Source organism: Lacrimispora sanguinis (assembly GCF_044987295.1).
Classification (GTDB): domain Bacteria; phylum Bacillota; class Clostridia; order Lachnospirales; family Lachnospiraceae; genus Lacrimispora; species Lacrimispora celerecrescens_B.
In genome coordinates, this window is the sequence record NZ_CP173277.1 from 1009812 (window position 1) to 1033633 (window position 23822).

The 23822-nt window shown below is 45.2% G+C and carries 17 protein-coding genes; 8 read left to right on the plus strand and 9 right to left on the minus strand.

Features of this window, described 5'->3' with window-relative positions; all coding sequences use genetic code 11:
* Positions 1 to 25 precede the first annotated feature (25 nt).
* The 5 genes from ACHZES_RS04745 to ACHZES_RS04765 form a co-directional block, all read right to left on the minus strand.
* A complete protein-coding gene (locus ACHZES_RS04745) occupies positions 26 to 1207 on the minus strand; it encodes a glycoside hydrolase family 88 protein (RefSeq protein ID WP_395547732.1) in 1182 nt (393 codons plus the stop codon).
* Complete coding sequence (locus ACHZES_RS04750) at positions 1179 to 3008, minus strand: glycoside hydrolase family 2 protein (RefSeq protein ID WP_154524435.1); 1830 nt, start codon at positions 3006 to 3008, stop codon at positions 1179 to 1181. Before ACHZES_RS04750 ends, ACHZES_RS04745 begins: the two co-directional genes overlap by 29 nt.
* 4 nt (positions 3009 to 3012) lie before the next feature.
* Positions 3013 to 3849 (minus strand): carbohydrate ABC transporter permease, encoded by an 837-nt coding sequence (locus tag ACHZES_RS04755; RefSeq protein WP_038282402.1) that lies wholly within the window; start codon positions 3847 to 3849, stop codon positions 3013 to 3015.
* A gap of 17 nt (positions 3850 to 3866) precedes the next feature.
* Complete coding sequence (locus ACHZES_RS04760; RefSeq protein WP_084719692.1) at positions 3867 to 4934, minus strand: carbohydrate ABC transporter permease; 1068 nt, start codon at positions 4932 to 4934, stop codon at positions 3867 to 3869.
* 184 nt (positions 4935 to 5118) lie between these two features.
* Positions 5119 to 6462, minus strand: coding sequence for an ABC transporter substrate-binding protein (locus ACHZES_RS04765; protein ID WP_395547731.1), 1344 nt, complete (start codon positions 6460 to 6462; stop codon positions 5119 to 5121).
* Positions 6463 to 6835: 373 nt separating this feature from the next.
* Between ACHZES_RS04765 and ACHZES_RS04770 the strand changes: the two genes are divergently transcribed.
* The 7 genes from ACHZES_RS04770 (at position 6836) to ACHZES_RS04800 (ending at position 16802) form a co-directional block, all read left to right on the plus strand.
* The gene (locus ACHZES_RS04770) at positions 6836 to 8671 is read left to right on the plus strand and encodes a sensor histidine kinase (RefSeq protein WP_395547730.1); all 1836 of its coding nucleotides are present in this window, start codon (positions 6836 to 6838) and stop codon (positions 8669 to 8671) included.
* Between the two features lie 5 nt (positions 8672 to 8676).
* Entirely contained in the window at positions 8677 to 10293 is a 1617-nt protein-coding gene (locus ACHZES_RS04775) for an AraC family transcriptional regulator (protein WP_154524441.1), read from the plus strand.
* 14 nt (positions 10294 to 10307) lie between these two features.
* Positions 10308 to 12113, plus strand: coding sequence for a heparinase II/III family protein (locus ACHZES_RS04780; protein ID WP_395547729.1), 1806 nt, complete (start codon positions 10308 to 10310; stop codon positions 12111 to 12113).
* Positions 12114 to 12258: 145 nt separating this feature from the next.
* Positions 12259 to 12792 carry a DUF4489 domain-containing protein gene (locus tag ACHZES_RS04785; RefSeq protein ID WP_154524445.1) on the plus strand — a complete coding sequence of 178 codons (534 nt, stop codon included), beginning with the start codon at positions 12259 to 12261 and terminating at the stop codon, positions 12790 to 12792.
* Positions 12793 to 13119: 327 nt separating this feature from the next.
* Entirely contained in the window at positions 13120 to 13530 is a 411-nt protein-coding gene (locus ACHZES_RS04790) for a DUF4489 domain-containing protein (RefSeq protein WP_166429739.1), read from the plus strand.
* An 11-nt stretch (positions 13531 to 13541) separates the two neighbouring features.
* Entirely contained in the window at positions 13542 to 14273 is a 732-nt protein-coding gene (locus ACHZES_RS04795; protein WP_395547728.1) for a hypothetical protein, read from the plus strand.
* 444 nt (positions 14274 to 14717) lie between these two features.
* Positions 14718 to 16802 (plus strand): collagen-like protein, encoded by a 2085-nt coding sequence (locus ACHZES_RS04800; protein ID WP_404820329.1) that lies wholly within the window; start codon positions 14718 to 14720, stop codon positions 16800 to 16802.
* A gap of 103 nt (positions 16803 to 16905) precedes the next feature.
* On the opposite strand, the gene cls is transcribed toward ACHZES_RS04800, so the two are convergent.
* Both cls and ACHZES_RS04810 read right to left on the minus strand, forming a co-directional pair.
* A complete protein-coding gene (gene cls / locus ACHZES_RS04805) occupies positions 16906 to 18456 on the minus strand; it encodes a cardiolipin synthase (RefSeq protein WP_038282411.1) in 1551 nt (516 codons plus the stop codon).
* Positions 18457 to 18623: 167 nt separating this feature from the next.
* Positions 18624 to 19907 carry an O-acetylhomoserine aminocarboxypropyltransferase/cysteine synthase family protein gene (locus ACHZES_RS04810; RefSeq protein WP_395547726.1) on the minus strand — a complete coding sequence of 428 codons (1284 nt, stop codon included), beginning with the start codon at positions 19905 to 19907 and terminating at the stop codon, positions 18624 to 18626.
* Positions 19908 to 20054: 147 nt separating this feature from the next.
* On the opposite strand from ACHZES_RS04810, the gene ACHZES_RS04815 reads away from it, so the two are divergent.
* Complete coding sequence (locus tag ACHZES_RS04815) at positions 20055 to 21161, plus strand: DUF362 domain-containing protein (RefSeq protein WP_395547725.1); 1107 nt, start codon at positions 20055 to 20057, stop codon at positions 21159 to 21161.
* A gap of 84 nt (positions 21162 to 21245) precedes the next feature.
* Here ACHZES_RS04815 and ACHZES_RS04820 read toward each other — a convergent pair whose 3' ends face one another.
* Complete coding sequence (locus ACHZES_RS04820; RefSeq protein WP_038282416.1) at positions 21246 to 23174, minus strand: LTA synthase family protein; 1929 nt, start codon at positions 23172 to 23174, stop codon at positions 21246 to 21248.
* 141 nt (positions 23175 to 23315) lie between these two features.
* Positions 23316 to 23804, minus strand: coding sequence for a zinc ribbon domain-containing protein (locus ACHZES_RS04825; RefSeq protein WP_038282418.1), 489 nt, complete (start codon positions 23802 to 23804; stop codon positions 23316 to 23318).
* Positions 23805 to 23822: the final 18 nt, after the last annotated feature.

Below are 23822 nucleotides of genomic sequence, written 5' to 3' on the forward strand. Positions count from 1 at the left end.
GCCTCTTTTCGAATTATTTCGATTATTACCAATATGGATTCCAATCCTTAGACAGCCTGGTTAAGGCTTCCATGTAGAAATAATCTCCCCAAATGTTGCACTCATCCACGCCTTCCGGTGTGCAGGTGTTGTAAGGGGATTTCTTGGAATACGTGCTGTGAAGCACCAGCCCATTGGATTCCTGCAAATCTTTAACCGCATAATGTTCCACAACGGATTCCATGATCTTTTTTGCTATGGATACGTAGCAAGCGGCATCGGATTCATCCAGATACTTTGCCATTTCAAGCATTCCGCATGCTGCAATGGAAGCAGAGGAAGAATCTCTCGGTTCCTCAGATCCTTCGCCAAATTCCAGATCCCAATATGGTACCAGATCCGAAGGAAGGTGGTCTAAGAAATATCCGGTCACGTGCTTAAAATCCTCAATGTATTCCGGCCGCTTTGTATACCGATAGGCAAGAGCGCAGCCATAGATTCCCCAGGCCTGTCCTCTGGCCCAGGCGGAGCCATCCTTATATCCCTGGCAGGTAGCCCCATGATCCGGCTCCCCTGTCTCCATGTTCATGAAAAACGTATGCCAGGTGGAATAGTCCTCCCTTATGACATTTGCAATGGCGGTATGAATGTGTTTTTCCGCTATCTCGCGGTATTTCTGGTCTCCGGTTTCTTCCGTGGCCCAGTATAATAAAGGGAGGTTTAACAGGCAGTCAATGATAAAGCGGTAATTTTCAGGCTGGTTCATAGGGCCCCAGGCCTGGATAAACTCACCCACCGGCTGAAAACGGCTGATCAGCTGGTCTGCCGCTTTGATTGCCGCCTCCTTTGCTGTTTCATCACCCACCAGCTTATAAGCAGCTACGCAGGAAGGGGTATACAAAAAACCCATATCGTGGTGATCCACTTCTATTTTGCGGTCTATCCGGTCCAAAAAGCTTTTCGCCTGGATCTGACCGGCCTTTTTCAGTTCGTCTGTCTTGCTCCACTCATAAGCAAGCCATATCTGTCCGGTCCAGAATCCGGTGGTCCAGTTTACATTGGGAGTTGGATTGTAGAATCCATCTTCACTGTATGCTTTTTTAAAGGAATCCGTAAATTCTTTTAAATTATCCTCCACCTGCTTCACGGCGAAATCCATGGCCTCCCGGCACTTCACCTCTGTTAGCTCTGTTTTTTCCCTAAGCAAGGTCTCCGTCTGTTTGTTCACGTTTTCTTACCTCCTCGTAATATTCCTTCATGATTAAAAAGGCAGGTTTCTCCCGCATCCGGTCCGCTGTTACCAGACCCTTGATGTTGTATCCTTTTTGATACGTTCCAAGCCGTTTCGGCGTCCGGTAATCAAATAGAATCCAGGGTGCCGTACCCTGAATATAATCGATCTTTCCAAACATTTCTACTTGCTTTTTATAAATTTCCATCTGTTCTTCCTCAGAGCCCCGGACCTTACCGCCTTCCGGACCGGAAGCAAGATACCCGTCCCCGCCGAACTCGCTGATAACAACCGGTTTCTCGGGTTTGGAACCATCTAATATATCAGCCAGCTTTCCGTAATCCGGATCATACCAGCCATAGTATTCATTAAACCCAATGATATCTAAATGCTTTTCCAACCTGTCGGAAATCCTTAAATTTACGGCATCCACCAGACAAGCAGCGGATACCAGACGGCTGGAATCGAATTCCTTTGCCGTTTCTGCAAGCTCCTTCATAAAGTGATAGCGCTCATCCGTATCAGGATTCTCATTTCCTACGGACCAGATAATCACACTGGCCCGGTTATAATCCCGGTTCATCATCTCTGTCAGCTGGTTTTTTCCATCCTCTAAGGTCCGTGAGTTTGCAAAATCGATCCACCAGTAAACCGGAATTTCTTCCCATAAAAGAAGGCCTGCCTCATCTGCCAGTTCCGAAACCCACTCCGTATGTGGATAATGTGCCAGACGGAGGAAATTGCAGTTCATCTTTTTTGCCCAGTCAAATGCCTGACGGATATCCTCTTTTGTAACAGCCTTTCCATGGTCTTCTGTCTCCTCATGAAGGCATACACCACGAAGGAAAACCGGCTCTCCATTTAAAAGAATTTCTCTGCCCCTGGTTTCCACGGTACGAAAACCTACCCGGTCTTTTACCTGATCCTGCGTTTTATTGTTAGATCTAAGATGCAGGGAAACCTCATACAGCTTGGGATTTTCCGGGCTCCACAGAGAAAGTTCGCCGGCTTTTACGGTCAGCTGTCCCCGTCCGTCTGCTCCCAGAGGAACTACCTCTACCACTTTAAGCTCCGGTATGGAGAAAACTACCTCTCCATCCTTAAAGTCCTCAAAACCTCCAAGAGCCACGGATACACTGATTTCCTTTTTCTCCCGATCCGACAGAGACACCTTCATATCCTTAATATAAGTCTGAGGCACGCAAAGAAGAGATACACTCCGGTATATGCCGCCGTATAAAAACCAGTCCGTATTCTCACTTGGTATCTGATCCTGCCGTCTGGTGTTGTCTGCAACCACGATCAGTCTGTTATCCTCTTTTAAGTCTTCCGTAACCTCAACACAGAATGGGGTTGATCCCCCTTTATGAACCCCAAGGAATGTTCCGTTTAAAAAGATCCTGGCTTCATAAGATACCGCCCCGAACCGCAAAAACACATGTCCTTTTGTGGAATCCTTAAAAGAAAACCGGCGGCTGTATACCGCCGGTCCTTCATAATAAAAATATTCCGGCTTTGCAAGGTTCCATACTCCTGGTACCTGGATTTCCTCCCAGTCGTCAAAGCCATAATCCAGAGGGACCCTAAGGCCCTCTGAATTCACCTCCTGCTCCAGAAACCATTTGGCCCTTAAGCAGTTATCATACATGTCGACGGAAAAGTTCCAGTCACCGTCCAGGGACTGCGCTGGTCTGCCGCCTGGGATCACATAGGAATTGGTCCCCAGGCAGGGGGAGGCGTAACTGTCCTTATAAGACTCGTTATGGATGTTATCCACGAAATTCTTTATTGTTTCCATTTCTTTATCCTTTCACTCCGGTAGCTGCAATGCCTTCTACAAAATATTTTTGCAGGGACAGGAACACAATGAGGACCGGGATCAGGGAAAGTACCGATGCAGCCATAATCAGGCCATATTCGGAACTGTACTGGCTGATAAACATCTTAAGTCCTAACTGCAGGGTCTTCTTCGCTTCTGTTTTCAGGTAGATCAGGGGCCCTAAGAAATCGTTCCAGGTACTTACAAAGGTAAAGATGGTCAAGGTTGACAGCGCGGGCTTTGACAATGGCAGCATGATCCTTCCGTAAATCTGATACTCGCTCATGCCGTCGATTCTGGCAGCCTCACACAGTTCATCGGGAATCCCCTGATAGAACTGGCGCATCATGAATACGCCGAACGCAGAGAACGCCTGAAGGAAGATGATGGCAAGATGGGAATCATTTAACCCGAATTTTCTCATCATCATGAACTGGGGAACCATATATACCTGCCATGGAACCGCAATGGTGGCAATATAAGCCATGAATAAGAGATTGCTGTATTTGAATTTCAGCTTTGCAAATGCATAGGCAGCAAAGCTGCTGGTCAAAAGCTGTAAAAAGGTAACGATCAAGGTAATCTTCACCGTGTTTAATACAAAGGTCATAAGCGGGATCTTTGTCCAGATATCCAGATAATTCTGCCATCTTGGATTTTCCGGTATCCACTGGATCGGGAAAATGAATACGTCCTTATCCAGCTTTAAGGAAGCCGAGAACATCCATGCAAATGGAATCAGCATAACAGCTGTCAGAATGATCAAAACCACATAGAGGAGGCATCTGCTGATTTTATAATTTGTGCTTTTTACTTTCATTTCATTTCCTCCTTATTCTAGTTTGCATATTTCTTCTCGCCGCGGAACTGAACCAGCGTGATGGCAAGAACCATTAAGAACAGCACCATAGCTACCGCACTTGCATAACCTAAATTCCAGTTGCGGAATGCCTCTTCGTAAATGTGGTAAACCAGAACCATTGCCTGGGAACTTACAATTCCGTTGGAACCTCCTGCCAGCATGTATACGATGTCGTAAACCTTAAAGCAGTTGATGGTCAGAATGATGGTAACAAAGAAGGTGGTTGGCTGAAGCTGGGGCCATGTGATATACCGGAATCTCTGCCAGGAATTGCAGCCGTCAAGGCCTGCCGCCTCATAAAGCTCTCCATTGATTCCCTGCAGTCCGGCCAGATAGATAACCATGTAATAGCCCATATTTTTCCAGACACTGAACAGTACAATGGTAAACATCACCCAGTTAGGATCCGCGGACCACTTTGGAAGACTTTTTGCATTGACGCCCAGATGATAAAGGATCATGTTAATGGGACCGCTTTTCTGAGGGCTGAACAGCATATTCCATACGGCTGCCACTGCTACTAAAGACGCCACATAGGGAAAGAATCCAACTGTACGGAAGAAATTTCTTCCTATGACTTTCTGGTTTAAGACCACGGCCAGACCTAAGGCACAGGCCAATGTCAGAGGAACCGTTGCAATACAGTATACAATGGTATTGATAAAGGACGCATGGAATCTGGCATTTCCAAGCATATCAATGAAGTTCTTAAGTCCGGCAAATTCCAAGGGGCTGTTGCCATCCCATTTCATAAATGCCAGAATAAAAGCAAAAATAATGGGGCCAAGTGTAAATACTGCAAATCCGATAAAGTTGGGAGCGATGAAGGAGTATGCAACCATATCCCTCTTTTCCTGACGTGTGAACCGTTCCCCTGTCCGCACCTTTTTTATTTTCTCATCTATTGTCTCGATTTTCGCAATCAGGACATCCCGCTTACGGGTTCCTTCAGCCTCTCTCAATATAAGGCTTAAAGCATCCCGCTTCTTATTTAACTCTGCGATTTTTTCCTGTTTTTGCGCTTCTGTTATTGTCTTCGCCATATTGCTTATCCTCCTTTTCCCGTTTTTTTCTTCTAAAGAATCAAGCGGATATGCTTTCATATCCAGTTGACGCCCGATGAAGCAGGGCACGCTGTTATTTCAATCGTCAAATCAAATCAGAAGTTTCTTTAAATGAGGCGGGCTTTTGGCTGCCCGCCTCTGTGATATCATGTTTGTTTAACAGTTACTGAGCCAGAATTGTACTAACCTTTTCATCCATCTGGGCAATGCCTTCATCTACGGACATGCCGCCTGACATGATCGCATCATGGGCTTCGTTTAATACAGTTTCAATTTCGGAGTTCTTTGCATTTACAGGCATCTCTAAGTATAAGTTAGAGGTGTTAAGAGCTTCTACGCTGGTTCCGTCATCCTTAGGGAATCCGTCTGCACTGGATACCAGATCAGAAACTGTGCTGTTCATAACGGCCGGAATCGTACCGGTAGATGCAAGGATTTCTGCGCCTTCTTTTCCGCATACGAAGTTGATAAATTCCCAGGCAAGATCCTTATGAGGAGCTTTGGCCGGAATTCCTAAAGTGGTAATGGTCGCAAGGGTGGAGCCTGGTTCTACTCCATCTGCATGTGGATATTTAGCAATACCCCAATTGGTGCAGTCTGTGTACTCGCCGGTGCGTACCTTATCCATTAAGGTAGAGATAAACCATGTACCCATGTTCATCATTGCAACATTTCCCTGAGCAAATGCGCCGGAATAATGTAAGCCGCTGGTCTTTAATGTAGCATAGTCCTGGCATACTCCGTCTTCCTGCTCTCCAAGAACCATCTCATAGTATGGTTTTAAGAATTCGTATTTTCCATCAATAATGGTGTTCTTTCCATCCAGTACGCCGAAAAGCTGTACGGCTGATCTCCATGTATGGTAATGAGCGCCATAAACTTCCTGTCCGGGAGTCTCTACCGCCAGGCTTCTTGCCAGAGCGTCATACTGTTCAAATGTCATATCATTGGTTGGATAAGCAACGCCTGCTTTGTCAAAGATATCTTTATTATAGAATAACACCCAGAAATCATTGCGGAAAGGAAGCTCATATAACTTTCCGTCAACCGTAATCTGTTCGGTAAGGCCTTTGTACTGTGTCAGATCAACACCAGAAGACTGAATGTAGCTGTCCAGGGGTTCTAATACGCCTTTGTTCACAAGCGTCATATAGCCAGGAACATCCTTAATGGTAACCACGTCAAAGTCAGAACCGCTTCCGGTAAGCTCTGTTGCCAGAACCGTCTGATAATCGGTGGAGCCTAAATCAACCATTTCTATCTTCACATCCGGATGCTCCTTTTCAAAAGCATCGATGAGCGGCTGGTAATAGGTTGTTAAGCCAATATCCCATACGGACCATTTTAATGTGGTCTGTCCTCCTGCTGCCTCTGTGGCTTTCGTCGCTTCCGCTGCAGCACCTTCTGTGGAAGCTGCCGTGGTTTCCTTGGAACCGCCGCCGCATCCGGCAAGGCTGACTGCTGCCATAGCACATGCCAGAACAATACTCAGTGTTCTTTTTTTCATTGTAATCCCTCCTGATTTGATTGTTTTTCAGTAAATCCCGCATGATCCCCGTGATTTACCATGGATCCTATTATAACGCTGGATTGTTGTTTTAAAAATGGAATTTATCTTTCATAATATTCACTTTTTATTCACACTTCTTTTACACTTTGTTAAAACATGCACTTTTTTATGATAAGCAGTAATATTTCTCTTTTGTATACAAATTAACACGTTTGTATATAAAAAGCAGCCGATTTTTCATTGACATTTTACATTAAATAAGCTACCTTTGTAGATGTTATTACCACTCATACAAGCTACCCATTGAAAGAAGGGACTTTATTTTATCATGTGGAAAAAGTTCATCCCAAAGACCATAAGAGGAAAAATCATGGTACTCACAGCAGCCATTACGCTGCTCATCACCGTTCTGACTACAACTGTCTGTTTCTCAGTTTTCCAGTCCTTCTTAAGAAAAAACCAGATCCAGTCTGCGGAATTCAGCCTTTCAGTCGTAAGCAACAACATTGGAGCAGATATGAAGGATATTATCTATTTCAGCAAATGGTGCTGCTCCAACAGTGCCGTACTGGATTATCTGGAAGCGTTTAAAGACAAGCCAAAGCTTGCCACCGCCGCCAGGGACTTTGATAATCTGCGCCCTATGGCTCTTTCCTCCCACAGCCGTTTAAAGGAAGAGTATTACAACACCAGGGCCTATGAATACATGTCTCGGGTCATCGTTTCTTCTTCCAATGAAAGCAACTTCCTTCAAATAGCGGCATTGGCAAACGCCTCCTCCTCTTATGCAGCCAGAATCATTAAAAATCAACCTTTCTTTGATAAACTTTACAGCTCCGACGATTTTCTCTGGATTGGCCTGGTAAAAGATCCATTTACCAATACAGGCATGGACCAATTTATTCCCATCGTACGTCCGGTTTCCATCGAATTTAATTCTGAAGTCATTGGCTGGGCTTATGTGGAAATTTCCTCCCGAATCTTTACCGATTACCTGGCCTCCTACCCTCTTCCCGAGGACAGTATTCTATATATTACCATTGGAGATAAAATCTATGGTTTTAATTCAGACGGCTTAAAGGAAATGGAAATGCCCTACACCAATCCGGAAAAGCTGGCCGGAAACGACTCTCTCTCCAAAGGAACCAGGGTTCTCTCCGTTACCATGAACGATGGAAAAAAACGCACCCTGGTGGAACGGCCCATTGAGGGCATGGCTGGCTGGAGTTTATCCCAGGTACTTTCTGAGCAGCAGCTTGGCCAGCAGAAAAACTTATACACCCTTTTAATCCTGGCAACCTGCCTTGCCATTGTCTCTTTGGGCATACTCCTCGCCTTCCTGTTAAACAAGATTATCATGGATCCCATTCACAGGCTCAGCAGTAAAATTCATGATATCTCAACCGGGGATTTTTCCAGGGATTCGGCCATTGAGTGGAATCATGAATTGGGAGAAGTCGGCAAAGGAATCAATAATATGTCAGAAAATATTAACACCCTGATGGAAAAACGGGTAACTGATGAAAAACAGAGAAAGGATTTGGAATACCAGATTCTGCAAAGTCAGATTAATCCACACTTCCTATATAATACCTTAAATTCCATCAAGTGGATGGCAACCATTCAGAATGCAGACGGTATTGCAGATATGACCACAGCATTGGCCAGGCTCCTTAAAAATGTTTCAAAAGGCACCACTTCCATGATCCCCTTAAGGGAAGAGCTGGATCTGGTAAAGGATTATTTCCTGATCCAGAAATATCGCTACGGCGGAAGTGTCACCATCGAATATTTCATTGAGACAGAGGATTTATATAATTGTCAAATTCACCGTTTTACCCTCCAGCCCATCATTGAAAATGCTTTGTTCCATGGAATAGAGCCTGCAAAAACAGCTGGAAAAATCACAGTATCAGCCCGAAGCATCAATCTGGGTCTTAAAAAGGCACTTAAAATAGATATCACCGATAACGGCATAGGAATGTCCAAGTATACCATTGATAAAGTTCTCCATGAGAAGACCGACAGTCAGAACAAAACAGAATTTTTCCGGCAAGTTGGAATCAGCAACGTAAACAGGCGCATCCAATATGATTTTGGCCCGGAATATGGAATCACTATTGACAGCTGTCCTGGTAGTTTCACCACCATGACCATTTTAATACCTTATGCCCTTAATTCAGAAAATCAACCAGCCGAAAGGTAATATATATGACGAAATTATTGATTGCAGATGATGAGCCATTGGTTCAGATCGGAATAAAATCCATGATAAACTGGGCGGATTACGGCATTGAGATCTGCGGAACTGCTATGAACGGGCAGGATGCCCTTGAAATGATCGCGGAATATTCGCCGGAAATTGTCATTACCGACATCCGCATGCCAATCATGAACGGGCTTACCCTGGCAAAGACCTGCCGGGAAACCTACGGAAAGATCCCCCTGTTTATTTTTCTAACAAGCTACGAAGAGTTCCAGCTCATCAAGGAGGCAATGACCTATGAAGCCGTAGATTATTTAATTAAGCTGGAATTAAACGCCAAGGCACTGGAGGAAGCTGTCAAAAAGGCCCTCTCCCGCCTGGAAACCCTTCAGGTCTCCATAGGTTACAAGGATTCCGGACGTCCATTATTACAGAGCTATTACGAAAAATTTTTTATGCGGCTCTTGCATAACCTCTTTGACAGCGAGGAACAGTTCGAGCTTCAGTCTAAAGATTTAAGGCTGGATTTTACGGAAACCTGTTATTTTACCGCCCTTTGCCAGATCCAGGAAGGAACCAGCAAGGAAATGGATTATGGAAAACTCATAAACCTTTATAACAGTGCTTTGCAAATGGCAAAGGAAATTATCGGAAGGCATCTTCCTGCCTACGTGGTAAGTCTGGATATGAAACACTTTGCAGTGGTATTTCACCTCTCTGAATTAGCAGATTATAGAAAAGAAACTGTTTTTGATGCGTTTTGCAATGTTGCGGATATGATCCGGAACTATTTTAACGTTACGATTCTAACGGGAATCGGGACTCCTGTGAACCAGCCCTTAAAAATCAGCGAATCCTATCAGGAAGCCCGCCAGGCATTTGGACGGGCTGGTACCGCACAGCCCATCGTCATGTTCTCAAGCGATGATACCGCATCGATCCGCAATGCTTTCAACATCTCCGTATTTAAAAGTGAGATAACCAAGGCCTTCAATGAGTTTGATACGGATGTTCTATCCCGTACTCTGACCGAAATCATTAAACTGTTTGAAACTCATCCCCTGCGGTTTTCCCAGGCTGCAGACGGAGCCTGCAACATCCTTTACTTGGCGCTCTCCCTTCTGCCTGACGGAGAGGAAAATATGACGGAGATTTTTTCTTCCTACAGTGACGGTTACCGCTCCATCTACCGTTTTACGAATGTAGGCCAGATTGCCGAATGGATGACGATTTTCCGGGACGGCCTTTGTGAAGTGTTAAAATCCAAACGAAAAACCTATAAAGCTCATGTCATAACCAATGTACAAAAATACATCAACAACCATGTATCAGAAAAGCTGACCTTAAACGAAGTGGCAGGAGTATTCGGTTTAAGCCCTAATTATTTAAGCATCCTGTTTAAGAAAAACTGCGGGATCGGTTTTTCCGAATATATTGCTCAGGCGAAGGTCAACCGGGCCAAGGCCCTCCTTATGGAACAGGACATGAAAATCTATGAGGCAGCTGATCAGCTGGGCTTTGAAAGTGCCTTTTATTTCAGTAAGGTTTTTAAAAAAGTCACCGGGCTTTCTCCCCGTGAATTTATACAGCAAAATACAATAAACCCTGACGAAAACAAATAAGGAGTATAAATGCCATGATTACAGAATTTGCAAATGACCGAAAAAAACCTTTATCCTGCTTTTCCCCCTTTCCCCAGGCTTCTGACCGGAAATCCTGGGATTCTCTGCCGGAGGAGCTGACAAGCCGCCTCATCAAAAACGGAGAAGCTTATTTAAACTTTGACTATCCTTCTTTAACTGCTGTCGATTATATGGAATTTACCAGAAACGGAAACAGGAGCCGTTTTCAAGATAAGCTGTTCTTAAGAAGGACCGCTCTCAATGCCCTGGTCCTGGCTGAATGCGCAGAATATAAGGGGCGGTTCCTTGATGATATCATCAACGGACTATCTTTGATCTGTGAGGAAAATGCATGGCAGCTTCCTGCCCATAACTCCTACATCCGTGATACACCGCCTTCTATTCTTCCTGATGTTACCCGCCCAGTTATTGATCTGTTTGCAGCGGAAACAGCCTCCGTACTGGCCGTGGCAGAGTATCTTTTAAGACAGGAGCTTGATTCCGTCACTCCTTTTCTTTCAAAGATGATTAATAAAAATCTTGAGGAGAGAATTTTCACTCCTTATCTGAATGAACACTTCTGGTGGATGGGTGACGGGATCAGCCACATGAACAACTGGACTGTCTGGTGTACCCAAAACGTGCTTCTCTCCGCCTTTACAAGAGAACTTCCCCAGACCCAGATGGAGGATATATTTAAAAAGGCATGCAAAAGCATTGACTATTTCCTGGCAGAATATGGGGATGACGGCTGCTGTGATGAAGGTGCCCAATACTACCGCCACGCAGGTTTGTGCCTGTTTAACTGCCTTGAGGTTTTAAATGGAGTTTCAGATAATGCCTTTCTTCCTGCATACAAAATCGAAAAGATCAAAAACATTGCCTCCTACATACTGACCGCTCATATTCATGATGTCTATTACGTGAATTTCGCCGACTGCTCCCCCATTGCCGGACGATGCGGAGCCAGGGAATTTCTCTTTGGCAAGCGGACGAAAAATGAGGAACTGATGTCCTTTGCCGCAGAGGATTACCAGAACAGTGAAGATCCTTTAACCATAGAGGAACATAACCTGTTTTACCGTTTGCAGACAGTTTTTACCCACGGGGAAATGATTTCCTTTGCCAAATCTCCCATTGTTCACCGTGACTTCTGGTTTGAAAGCGTGGGTCTTTTCATAGCCAGAGATGAGCATCTTTATCTGGCCGTAAAAGCCGGGGATAATGACGACAGCCATAATCACAACGATACAGGGAGCTTTACTATTTACAAAGACGGGAAACCTATGTTTATAGACGTTGGGGTGGAGACCTATACGAAAAAAACCTTTTCAAAAGACCGGTATGACATCTGGACCATGCAGTCCCGGTATCACAATCTGCCTACCTTTTTTGACGGCGGGACCCAGATCATGCAAAGGGATGGATCTGATTACCGGGCAAAAAACGTGAACCATCAATTAGGCACCTCTGTCTGCCATATTACCATGGATTTAGAAGCTGCCTACCCGGATGAACGAATTAAATCCTACACCCGAAACGCTGTACTGGAAAAAGGAAAAGAAATCACGATAACCGATCATTACGAAGGAGATCTCCCGCGCCCCGTACTGTCTCTTATGTTCTACGAGGAACCCATGATAAGTGAAAATACCGTACAGATCGGTAATTTAGGCAGCCTTCTTATCGAAGGTGCAGTAAGAATACAAAAAGAAGTGATTCCAATAACGGATGAACGTTTGAAAACTTCATGGAAGCATGATGTATACCGGTTACTGGTTACTATGGATCATAAGGATCTGACCTTAAGGATCCGCTAATTGCAGGAAACGGCGACCAAATTATGACATCATAAGAGATTTGTCTATTGAGTTGTAGCATATTTTCTTCTTTATAATATAATGTAGTATACCATGATGGTATAACGAAACATTCCTAATTATTAAGCAAAATGGAGGTCACATCATGAATGATCTTGATATGAGAATATGTGAATGCGATTGTGATGAATGTGAGGACTGCAACTGCAATATCGTATGTGAGCGTCCCAGAAAGCACTTAAAGCCAAACAGAACTATATTAAAATGCGGCAGCCAGGGAGGCGTAACCATTCCATTGGCAACAATTGCCGGTGCTGCATTTACTCTGGCCACTGTAAACGTTGATACAAAAGCTTTAAAAAACCCATGCATTAAATTTGAATTTGCAAGTAATATCGTTACTACCGCTGCTGTAATTACTCTGAATTTCCAGGTATTCAAACAGTGTAAAGGCATACTGACTCCTATTCCCGTAGGACCAATCTGGACTTTCTCACGGCTTGTAGCTATTACTGATGCTAACACCTTCACCTTCTTCGTTTGCGACTGTGATCTGTGCAACGATGACTGCTGCACTTACAGCGTAGTTGCTACGGTTGCTGGCGTTGCTACGGTTGGCGTTACTGCTATTAACAATGCTACCCTTGCTGCAATTATTGTAGATAATGACTGCTTCTAATTCTTGGTTCAAATGGTAGGTACAAGGGATGCATGTCCAATAGCTGCATAAATTAACTTTCTATCATAGATAGAGTGTTTGGCCAAACCTGGTTGAATACTCTATCTATGAGCATTCAAATAAGGAGCTGTGGCCATTATGTATAACCGCTTATTCAGTATGTCATGCCGTCCTATTTTTTCATATCGTAATACACCCAATAGGAATATGCAGCTTCCCCAGCCAATCCAGCCCAAAATACTTAACCACAGCCAGTGTATACAAAATGTTCAGGAGTGTTCCTGTGATTCATCTCCAGCAAATCGGGCCTTAATAAAATGTTCTGCTATGGGAGGTATCATTTTACCTGAACATACAGAAAAAAACGCTACATATAACGTAGCTTCGCTAAATATAGATACATTTAGCTACAGGAATTTTTTAATTCATTTTAACTTTTCCTGTAATATCCTTACCACCAGCGCCCGTATGCATCTCAGATTTCAGTTGTTTAAACAAGGAAATGATCTGACGGCTTTAACACCTGTCAGTTCCAGTCTGGTTTACAGCAGAAATGATGATAGCAGGGAAACAAATACCTTTTCTTTCATTGCCTATGATCAAGACTCCATGAGTTGCAGATGCTTAAATTACAGTGTATATGTGGAAATTATGGGCTTTGATACGATTGGCACCATTATGATAACAAATCCAATTCTCATTGCATCTATCATTGAAAATAATAGTGGAATTGTTTAGAGGGGAATTTCATGAAAAATCAAACAAATTTAAGATTTAAAAACTCTACCATAACCATTGAAGAAAATACGCTCAGATGGGAAAATCATATGATTAAAACTGCAAATATTTCTCATATATGGATGGGAAGCTGTTCAGATAAAACATTTCCTTACCATTTTGTACTCATCCTACTACTCATAGCTTTGTCTGGTTCCAGCCCTGCAAGCATCATTGGGATACTGCTGGCTCTGATCCTATACCCTATCGCCTGGTTTTACTGGCATCGGAAACAGGAAAGTTCCATAGGGATCAATTTTGAAATCAGCTCCGGTGTAATTTACTCATTTGTTTGTAAGAATGAGGAATTTACCCTCCAGGCCTACGACCTAATCAGCAATCTTATTTCAAAAAATAATATGGCTTCAAGACTTCAAATTAGCTTTCTTGAGGATGGAAAAATCATTGAAAACACCGAAATAGAAAAGGAATCTTCTTCTAGCATTCAGAACGTCATGGCAAGCGGAATAAATGAACCAATTATCAGGGAACTTCAAAAGTTAACTTTGTACTATACAAAAAATAGTGAAATTAATAATGAAATTTTGAGTTTGATCGAAAAAACGATCCAATCAGTAAATATGAATGATAAAATTGAGGCAAAGAAGCTCTACAGCAGTTTTATCACCATGGGACTTATTAACGATTGCAACGAATTAGGGCTGAATACTCTGATTAATGAAATTAAAGCTAATATCTATTGACCGGTATCTGTTATGAAAGTTCTTTTGATTCTATACCATCAGAATAAAACGGCTTGTCCGCTTATTATAGACGCTCCTTTTTGATAAGTATTATGTTGTTAAAATTCTTATCGAAAAGGAGTATTTTTATGTTGAGACAAATTTTCAACTTATACTTGTTAAACTATCTACAATCATTTCCTATGGGGAAAGCCTTGGCTCTGCTGCTCCTGCTATCTATAAATCCAGTAGTTTCTTTACAATTATTCTCGCATATTTCCTTTCCAATTAATAGTGATGTAGATGCTATTATTAAGTTCAACCATTTTCTAACAAACTTGTCATTTAATACATATCATAAGGTATAAAGGAGAACGAAAGTCCTTTATATTCTGATTTTTATCTTGTATAGAACGCTTATAAGCAGAAAATCACAATATCACACCTTAACAGGAGGGAGTTATAATGAATAATTGCAGAAATTGGGATGATAGACGCTGCTGTGATGAATGCTGTTGCCCAGGCCCCCGAGGCTGTCCAGGACCAACTGGCCCTAGAGGCCCTCAGGGACCAACCGGACCGACTGGACCTAGGGGGCCACAGGGACCGACCGGACCGACTGGACCTAGAGGGCCTCAGGGACCGACCGGACCAACTGGACCTAGGGGCTTCACGGGACCGACTGGGCCACAGGGACCGACTGGACCGACCGGACCTAGAGGCATCCAGGGACCGACTGGACCGACTGGACCGACTGGACCGCAAGGACCTCAAGGGCCGCAGGGACCTGCCGGACCACAGGGACCAATAGGACCTCAGGGACCTCAGGGAATACAAGGACCAACCGGACCGACCGGTGCTACCGGACCTACCGGTGCTACCGGACCTACCGGCGCTACCGGTGCTCAGGGACCAACTGGACCTACCGGACCTACCGGCGCTACCGGCGCTCAGGGACCAACTGGACCTACCGGACCGACTGGCGCTACCGGCGCTCAGGGACCGACTGGACCTACCGGACCGACTGGCGCTACCGGCGCTCAGGGACCGACTGGACCTACCGGACCGACTGGGCCGACTGGACCTAGGGGGCTTCAGGGACCGACTGGACCTACCGGACCGACTGGCGCTACCGGTGCTCAGGGACCAACCGGACCTACTGGTGCTACTGGCGCTCAGGGGCCAACTGGACCTACCGGACCGACCGGTGCTACCGGTGCTCAGGGACCAACTGGACCTACTGGACCGACTGGCGCTACCGGCGCTCAGGGACCAACTGGACCGACTGGCGCTACCGGTGCTACCGGCGCTACTGGACCGACTGGGCCGACTGGCGCTACCGGTGCTCAGGGACCGACTGGACCTACCGGACCGACTGGCGCTACCGGCGCTCAGGGACCGACTGGACCTACCGGACCGACTGGGCCGACTGGACCTAGGGGGCTTCAGGGACCAACTGGACCGACCGGACCCACTGGCGCTACCGGTGCTCAGGGACCAACTGGACCGACTGGACCGACCGGTGCTACCGGCGCTCAGGGGCCAACTGGACCGACTGGGCCGACTGGTGCTACCGGTGCTACCGGCGCTACTGGACCGACTGGACCAACTGGACCTACCGGAGCAACTGGCGCTCAAGGACCAACTGGACCAACTGGCGCTACCGGTGCTCAGGGACCGACTGGACCGACCGGCGCTACTGGCGCTCAGGGACCAACTGGACCGACTGGACCAACTGGTGCTCAGGGACCACAGGGATTGCAAGGAATACAAGGACCTCAGGGACCACAAGGACTACAAGGACCGGAAGGACCCGAAGGACCCGAAGGACCCGAAGGACCTCAGGGACCTCAGGGAATACAAGGACCTCAGGGAATACAAGGACCCGAAGGACCCGAAGGACCGGAAGGACCCGAAGGACCCGAAGGACCTCAGGGACCGCAAGGAATACAAGGACCTCAGGGACCACAAGGACCTCAGGGAATACAAGGACCTCAGGGGCCAACTGGACCTACCGGCCCGACTGGACCAACTGGTGCTACCGGTGCTACCGGTGCTACCGGCGCTGACGGAGCTGACGGAGCTGACGGAGCTACTGGTGTTCAAGGACCTACCGGACCGACTGGACCTGCAGGACCATTTACGCAATTACGTGGATTTGACTTACAGCTCACTGGAGGTACCTCAGTAGCAAATGGAAACCGTGTAATATTCAATACCATTTTAAACAACCAGAGCCTTAATATTTCTTATAACACAACAACAGGCGTTGCAACACTTAATGCAGAACAAAATTACTATGTATCCTGGTGGGTAACTACAGATGGCGCAGGCCCAGCTACTTTTGTTGAATTCTCTTTAGAGATCAATGGAAGCAGCGGTATAGCATCATGCTCGCCAATCGTAACAGGTCAGTTAAGCGGAATCACCCTGATTACTGTAGGCGCAATCCCAACCACCATTGCACTCGTTAACACAACCGGGCAGACCGTTTCTTACGGTGCGACCCCAGTTCAGGCACACATGACTATTTTCCAGGTTTCCCAGTAATACTGATGCAAAGTCTTTTTAAAGATATATGATTTTTAAAAATGCGTCGGAAGTATATGCTTCCGACGCATTTTTACATAAACAACAGTATATTCCTATTGCTCTACATAAGCGGTGCAAACAGTCTGAGCGCCCGCCCTGCCCACACTTCATACCAGGGATAATTTCTGCAATCTTCCATGGTGATTCTGCGGCATTGAGCCAGAGTGTCATGAAAATCTCTCTGTATATCCCGAATAACTTCATTCCGATACAAGTAGACGGCACATTCAAAATGAAGGTAAAGGCTTCTAAAATCCATATTAATGGTTCCGACTACTGCTTTGATGTCATCGCTTGCGTATACCTTTGCATGAACAAAGCCTGGTATATACTCATAAATCTGGACCCCAGCCCTGATCAGCTCTCCATAATGAGACCTTGCAAGCAAGAACGCGTATTTCTTATCCGGTATCCCCGGCATAACGATGACCACCTCCACGCCCCGCTTGGCGGCATACGTAAGAGCCTGGATCATTTCATAATCCAGAATCAGATATGGCGTCATAATGTGGACATAATGTCTGGCAGAATTTATGATATCCAAATAAACTTGTTCCCCAACCGTTTCCTGATCCAAAGGACTGTCCCCATAAGGAATCACAAATCCATCCATGTTAAGCTCCAAGGGATAAAAATATTCAGGATCTCTTAAATATTTCCCGTAGTCCTCAGGCACTTTTTCAGAAATGTTCCACATCTGCAGAAACATCATGGTAAAGCTGGTAACGGCATCCCCCTTCAGCATGATTCCTGTGTCTTTCCAATGACCAAAGCGCACACGCCGGTTAATATATTCATCTGCCAGGTTTACTCCTCCGGTAAAAGCCGTAAGACCGTCCACCACCAGGATCTTTCTATGGTCCCGGTTATTCTGGTAAGTGGTAAATGCAGGCTTAATGGGAGAAAACATCTTTGCATTAATTCCCCTTGCCTGTAATTCCTTTGGATAGCTAAAAGGAAGCAGGGCCAGGGAACACATGCCATCATACATGAACCGGACTTCCACCCCCTCTTTTGCCTTTCTCTCCAGAACTTCCAATATGGCATCCCACATTTCCCCGCGTTCTACAATGAAAAACTCCATAAAAATAAACCGCTTGGCACCCTCCAGCTCCTTCTTCATCTCTTCAAACATGGTTTCGCCCAGGGGAAAATACTGTACATTGGTATTTTTATATGCTGGGTAATGACCTGAATGTTTGATATAATGAGCTAGATTGGCATTGCGCCTGCTGATTCTGGACAAATCTTCCATGACCCTTGGGCTCTGGGTCAGATAGGTTTCCGTATTTTCCATGTTGACCCGCAGCCGTTTATTTGCTAGTTTTCCAACGATCTGCAGCTCCACAAACAGATAAAAAAACGTTCCGAATACAGGAATCGCTGCGACTGGGATCATCCAGGCCAGCTTAAAGCTAGGATTTTCCTCTTTGTTCAGAATATAAATGATAACAAATGCACCGAGCAGAGCAGAACCACCATAGAAATAGGCAAGGTAACGGCTTAGAAAGCGGTATGCCGCAAAAAGAATAGCCACTTGTATGATAAGAGAAACGACCGCAAACGTAGTCCGGCCAAAAATAATCCTCAGCATCCTCCTGATCAGTTTCATCTTGTGCACCTCCTATGCTGCCAATTCAATGAATCATATCTTATTAATTATACATCCTGCATCTTTATCTTGCAACATCTCACAGGCTCTGTATCCTTTTCATAGACGTCAAAAACAACGGGAAAACCGCTGATACCGCAGTCTTCCCGCTCCTCATACTTTTTCTTTTACTGCTCCAGTGCCTGCCTGATATCTTCCATAATATCCTCTGCATTTTCGATTCCAACACTCAGCCGGATCATGGACGGATCAACTCCTGCTTCAACAAGCTGTTCATCGGTCAGCTGTCTGTGGGTATGACTTGCCGGATGCAAAACGGAAGTGCGTGCATCTGCCACATGAGTCACAATAGCCGCAAGTTTCAGTCTATCCATGAACTTAACTGCAGCTTCCCTTCCTCCCTTTAAGCCAAAAGAGATTACACCGCAAGTGCCATCTGGCATATATTTTTTTGCCAGATCATGATATTCGTCCCCTTCCAGTCCCGGATACTTGATCCACGCCACATCTTCACTTGAGCTTAAATACTGGGCTACCTTCAATGCATTTTCGCAATGACGGGGAACCCGTAGATGCAGGGTTTCCAGACCAAGGTTTAAAAGGAAGGAATTCATTGGGGAGGGAATCGCACCCAGATCCCTCATCAACTGAGTCGTTGCTTTCGTAATATAGGCCTTTTTCCCGAACTTTTGAGTGTATACAATACCATGGTAGGATTCATCGGGTGAGGTAAGCCCCGGATAATGCTCTGCATGAGCTTCCCAGTCAAAGTTTCCGCTGTCAACGATGCAGCCGCCTACGCTGGTGGCATGGCCATCCATGTATTTTGTTGTAGAATGTGTGACTATATCTGCGCCCCATTCAAAGGGACGGCAGTTAATCGGGGTTGCAAACGTATTATCCACAATCAGAGGAACGCCGTGCCTGTGTGCAAGCCTCGCGAACTTCTCAATATCAAGAACCACAAGAGACGGATTGCCGATGGTTTCACCAAATACCGCCTTTGTGTTTGGCTTAAATGCCTTTTGAAGCTCTTCTTCTGAAAGTCCCGGATCCACCAGAGTGGATTCAATCCCCATCTTTTTTAAAGTTACGGTAAACAGATTGGTGGAGCCGCCGTAGATTGTAGCAGAGCTGATTACATGATCTCCCTCCTGGCAGATGTTAAGCAGTGCATAAAAATTGGCAGCCTGTCCGGAAGAAGTCAGCATAGCAGCCTCTCCGCCTTCCAACTCGCAGATTTTAGAGGCCACTGCATCATTGGTAGGATTAGCCAGTCTTGTATAAAAATACCCCTCATCCTCCAAATCAAACAGCCTTCCCATCTTATCGCTGTCATCATACTTAAATGTTGTGCTCTGAAAAATCGGAAGCACCCTGGCATCGCCGCTTTTCGGCTGCCAGCCGCCCTGTATGCAAACCGTCTCTCTGGAACGCCCGTTCTGACTCATCTTATATCCTCCTGTGAACCGTAGTCGAATTCTTCTCCTAGTTTAGCATAAAAAGGTCTGGAAATAAAGTCCAAATTGTCTTCTTGAATTCCCTGACTATTTACAGTATAATTAGCGGTATCATACCACTCATTAAAGGAGACCGAAATGGAAAAATCAAAGGTTTACTATACGAACTTTCATGCCACCTTTCAGGAAAACCTTCCTCAGAAGTTTAAGAGACTTATAAAAACTGCCGGAATGCTGGAGCAAATTGATTTTCAGAATAAATACACAGCCGTAAAGATTCACTTTGGCGAGCTTGGAAACCTGTCATTTCTCCGTCCTAATTACGCAAAAGCAGTCGTGGACCTAATAAAATCCCAAGGCGGAAAACCATTTTTAACGGATTGCAACACCCTGTATGTGGGAAGCCGGAAAAATGCCCTGGACCACCTGGATACCGCTTATGAAAATGGCTTTTCCCCCTTCCAAACCGGATGTCATGTTTTAATTGCCGACGGTTTAAAAGGAACTGACGAAAGCCTGGTTCCCATTAACGGGGAATACATAAAAGAAGCAAAAATCGGACAGGCTGTTATGGATGCCGATATCTTTATTTCTCTTACCCATTTTAAAGGCCATGAGAGCACCGGCTTTGGCGGAGCTTTGAAAAACATTGGAATGGGCTGCGGCTCACGGGCAGGAAAAATGGAGATGCATAACTCCGGGAAACCCCATGTTAGTGAAGAAACCTGTATTGGCTGTCATGCCTGTGAAAAGAACTGTGCCCACAGTGCTATCTCCTTCCAGGATAAAAAGGCATTCATTGACCACAACAAGTGCGTAGGCTGCGGCCGCTGCATTGGAGTCTGTCCTGTGGATGCCGTTGAGACGGACTTTGATGAATCCAATGACATCCTGAACTATAAAATAGCAGAATACACCCAAGCAGTTCTCGGAGACCGGCCAAATTTCCACATCAGCCTGGTTATGGATGTATCTCCTTACTGCGACTGCCATTCCGAAAACGATATCCCCATTATTCCTAATGTAGGAATGTTTGCTTCTTTTGACCCGGTAGCTCTTGATATGGCCTGTGCAGATGCCGTAAACCGCCAGCCTGTTATGGCCGGAAGTATACTGGAAAAGCACGGCAGCCATCACCATGACCATTTTAAAGACACTCACCCTAACACAAACTGGAAATCCTCCATTGAACATGCGGTGAAAATCGGTCTGGGAAATGCGGAATACGAATTAATCACGCTGTAATACAACATTGTTTAAGAAATACGCTTTTATGTAAACCACAAACAGGGAGGGCACAAAAATATTGCGCCTCCCTGTTTATTCTAATCAATTCAAATCTCTGATCTTATTCGGCCAGTGATGGGTTTTGCTCTCTCCCAGTGGAACCTTGTCCCTTCCGATCTGCCAAACGGAAAGCGCTGAATCCTTCATCTTCTTTTCAGGAACACCTTTTGCTATAATAAGCTCCGGCCAGACAAACGTGGTTTCCACAGCCTTTCCATCAAGGCAGATCCTGGAATATGGAGTGAAATTTTCTCCGTAAACCAAAACATTGGAATCATTGTAAACCACATGGTCAACAATGATATCATCAATTCCCATCTTAAGGTCCGTGGACTGGTAAGGGCTTTCTCCGCCGTACACTTCACGGCCTCCATAAAGAATATCATATTCCAGAGTTTTCATATCCCTTAAATAATTTTCTTCTTCTGTTTCAGGGTTACTGAAATATTTCTGATGGAACCTCATCATAGTCCCCTCATGAATGTTAAGCAGATCCAATACATGAGCCGCAAGCTGATAAGCCTCCACATTCTTTTTCTCCACGGGAAGATTCATGTTGTTCCAGATTACATATTCGGTTTGAAACAGGGAACGGTTCTTCATCTCGTCCTCCGACCACTCAAATCCAGGTAAATGATCCCCGTACATGACCAAAACGATCGGTTCCTTCCTGGTCCTTAAGGTATTGACAAGGGAACGGATAAACTGATCCATCTCCCCAATCTGCTGGCAGTAATACTCAAAGTTTGGATATTTCCCATGCCCCTGAACGGAAATGGTATAGATAAAATCAGGTCCTTCCGTAGAATCCAGGGTCCTGATGATCTCACCGGTTAAAATCTTGTCCTTACACCAGCCCGTTGGGTTTCTTTCTATGTTATTCATATATTCAATGGGAGTAAAGGTATCAAAGCCAAGCTGGGAAAACACACGGTTTCTGTCATAAAAAGTGGCCTCATTATTATGGATTGCATGAGCACTGTAACCTAAGTTTTTCAAATCAAAAGCTACGCTTTCGCAGGGAGTTTTCTTTAATACAGTTTTATAGGGGTACTCTCCGGGGCCGAAAAAATCCAGATTCATGCCTGTAATTGATTCAAACTCCGTATTTGCGGTACCTGCTCCCACAGAGGGTACGCTTAAATATCCTCCCGGATAGCTCTGTTGAAGGTGGTGGAAAAACGGGATGGGATCATAATTGACCGGATTGTTTTTCCATAAGGAAGGATCAAAAAAAGATTCCAGCTGAATCATGATCACATTCGGCTTTGTATCCTCAGACAGCGCATAGGTATTCTCCGGAACCAGCTCCTCATCCCGGATCTCTTCCATCGTCTCAGTCCCATATCCCTCCGGCTTGGATATTCCGGTGTTAAACAGGGAATTGGAAAAGCAGTATGGGAATCCATAGCTTTTAAATGCCTCTCCGATATTGCCAAAATGAACTGCCACCAATCCCGTTTTCATAGCGGCGCTTGTCATTCCCAGAACAACCACCCCGCTTATGGCTATAAGTCCTACTCCAAATCCGTACCGTACCTTTTCCTTAGAAACAGGCGCTCTGCGCCAAACTGCGGCTAAAAATATAACTGCAGACACAATGCCAGCCCCGATGAAAATAATCTGCATCCAGGTAAAGTAAACCGTGGCCAGGCTGACTGCATACTTTACCAGACGAAAATCAGCCGCAGTAAAGGGAGTGGTGCGGAAGATGAGCAGAATGCCGTTAACCACTCCCATAAAACACCATAGTAACGATATGGTAATGCAGGAAAATGCCTTACGCTTCGTCACAAATACAACCGTAAAGGGAAGGGTGATGATCAAAGTGTTTAGTAGAAAAACCGGAAAACTTTTCCATATATAAGAGCCAAGGCTTGTCAGAGATTTTCTGCTGGCCAATTCAATAAAGACATTTATAATGGCAGCAAGTGCAAAAAGCCTTCCAAGCCATTTGACATATAGTTTCATGATATACCTCTTTGCAGCTTATTTCTTTTCATTTTCAGAGTCGGATTTAGTCTACCACATTTTACGGAAAATTTACATACTTTTTTTTAAGTGGAAATAACAAACTAAAAGCCGGCTTTTTAAGCCGGCCTTTTTAAGTAATTATTCCTGTTCTTCTGTAGGTTCAAATGCATCTTCACTAACCGTATTAATTCCGGCTGTCGGATTTACTTCCTCTGCAGGCGCTGCCTGTTCCACTTCCTCTACAATATCATCTTCTGTATCAGCCTTCTGGGATGCTTCCTTTACAGGAGCTCCGCACTTTCCACAGTAATAGGAACTTTTCGGAACTTTGGCTCCACACTCCGCACAGATACGGGTTCCCTCGCTTTGGCTCAGTTCGATCTCCAGAGCGGCAATTCTTTCCCGGCTGGCCCTAACAGCTTCATAAGCCTTTGCATAAGCTTCATCCGGCTCTTTGTTCGCTTCGTAAAATTGTTTACCGATGACCGCATAAGCTTCGTCCAGCTTCGTCTTCTCTACACTGATCTGCGTCTTTAGCTGTATCGTCTCAGTCAGCGCTTTCGCCTTGGTTGCAACCTCTTTGCCGGTATCACTAATCGTCTTTCCCAGCTCTTCAAAAAATGCCATCCGTGATTCCTCCTTTGA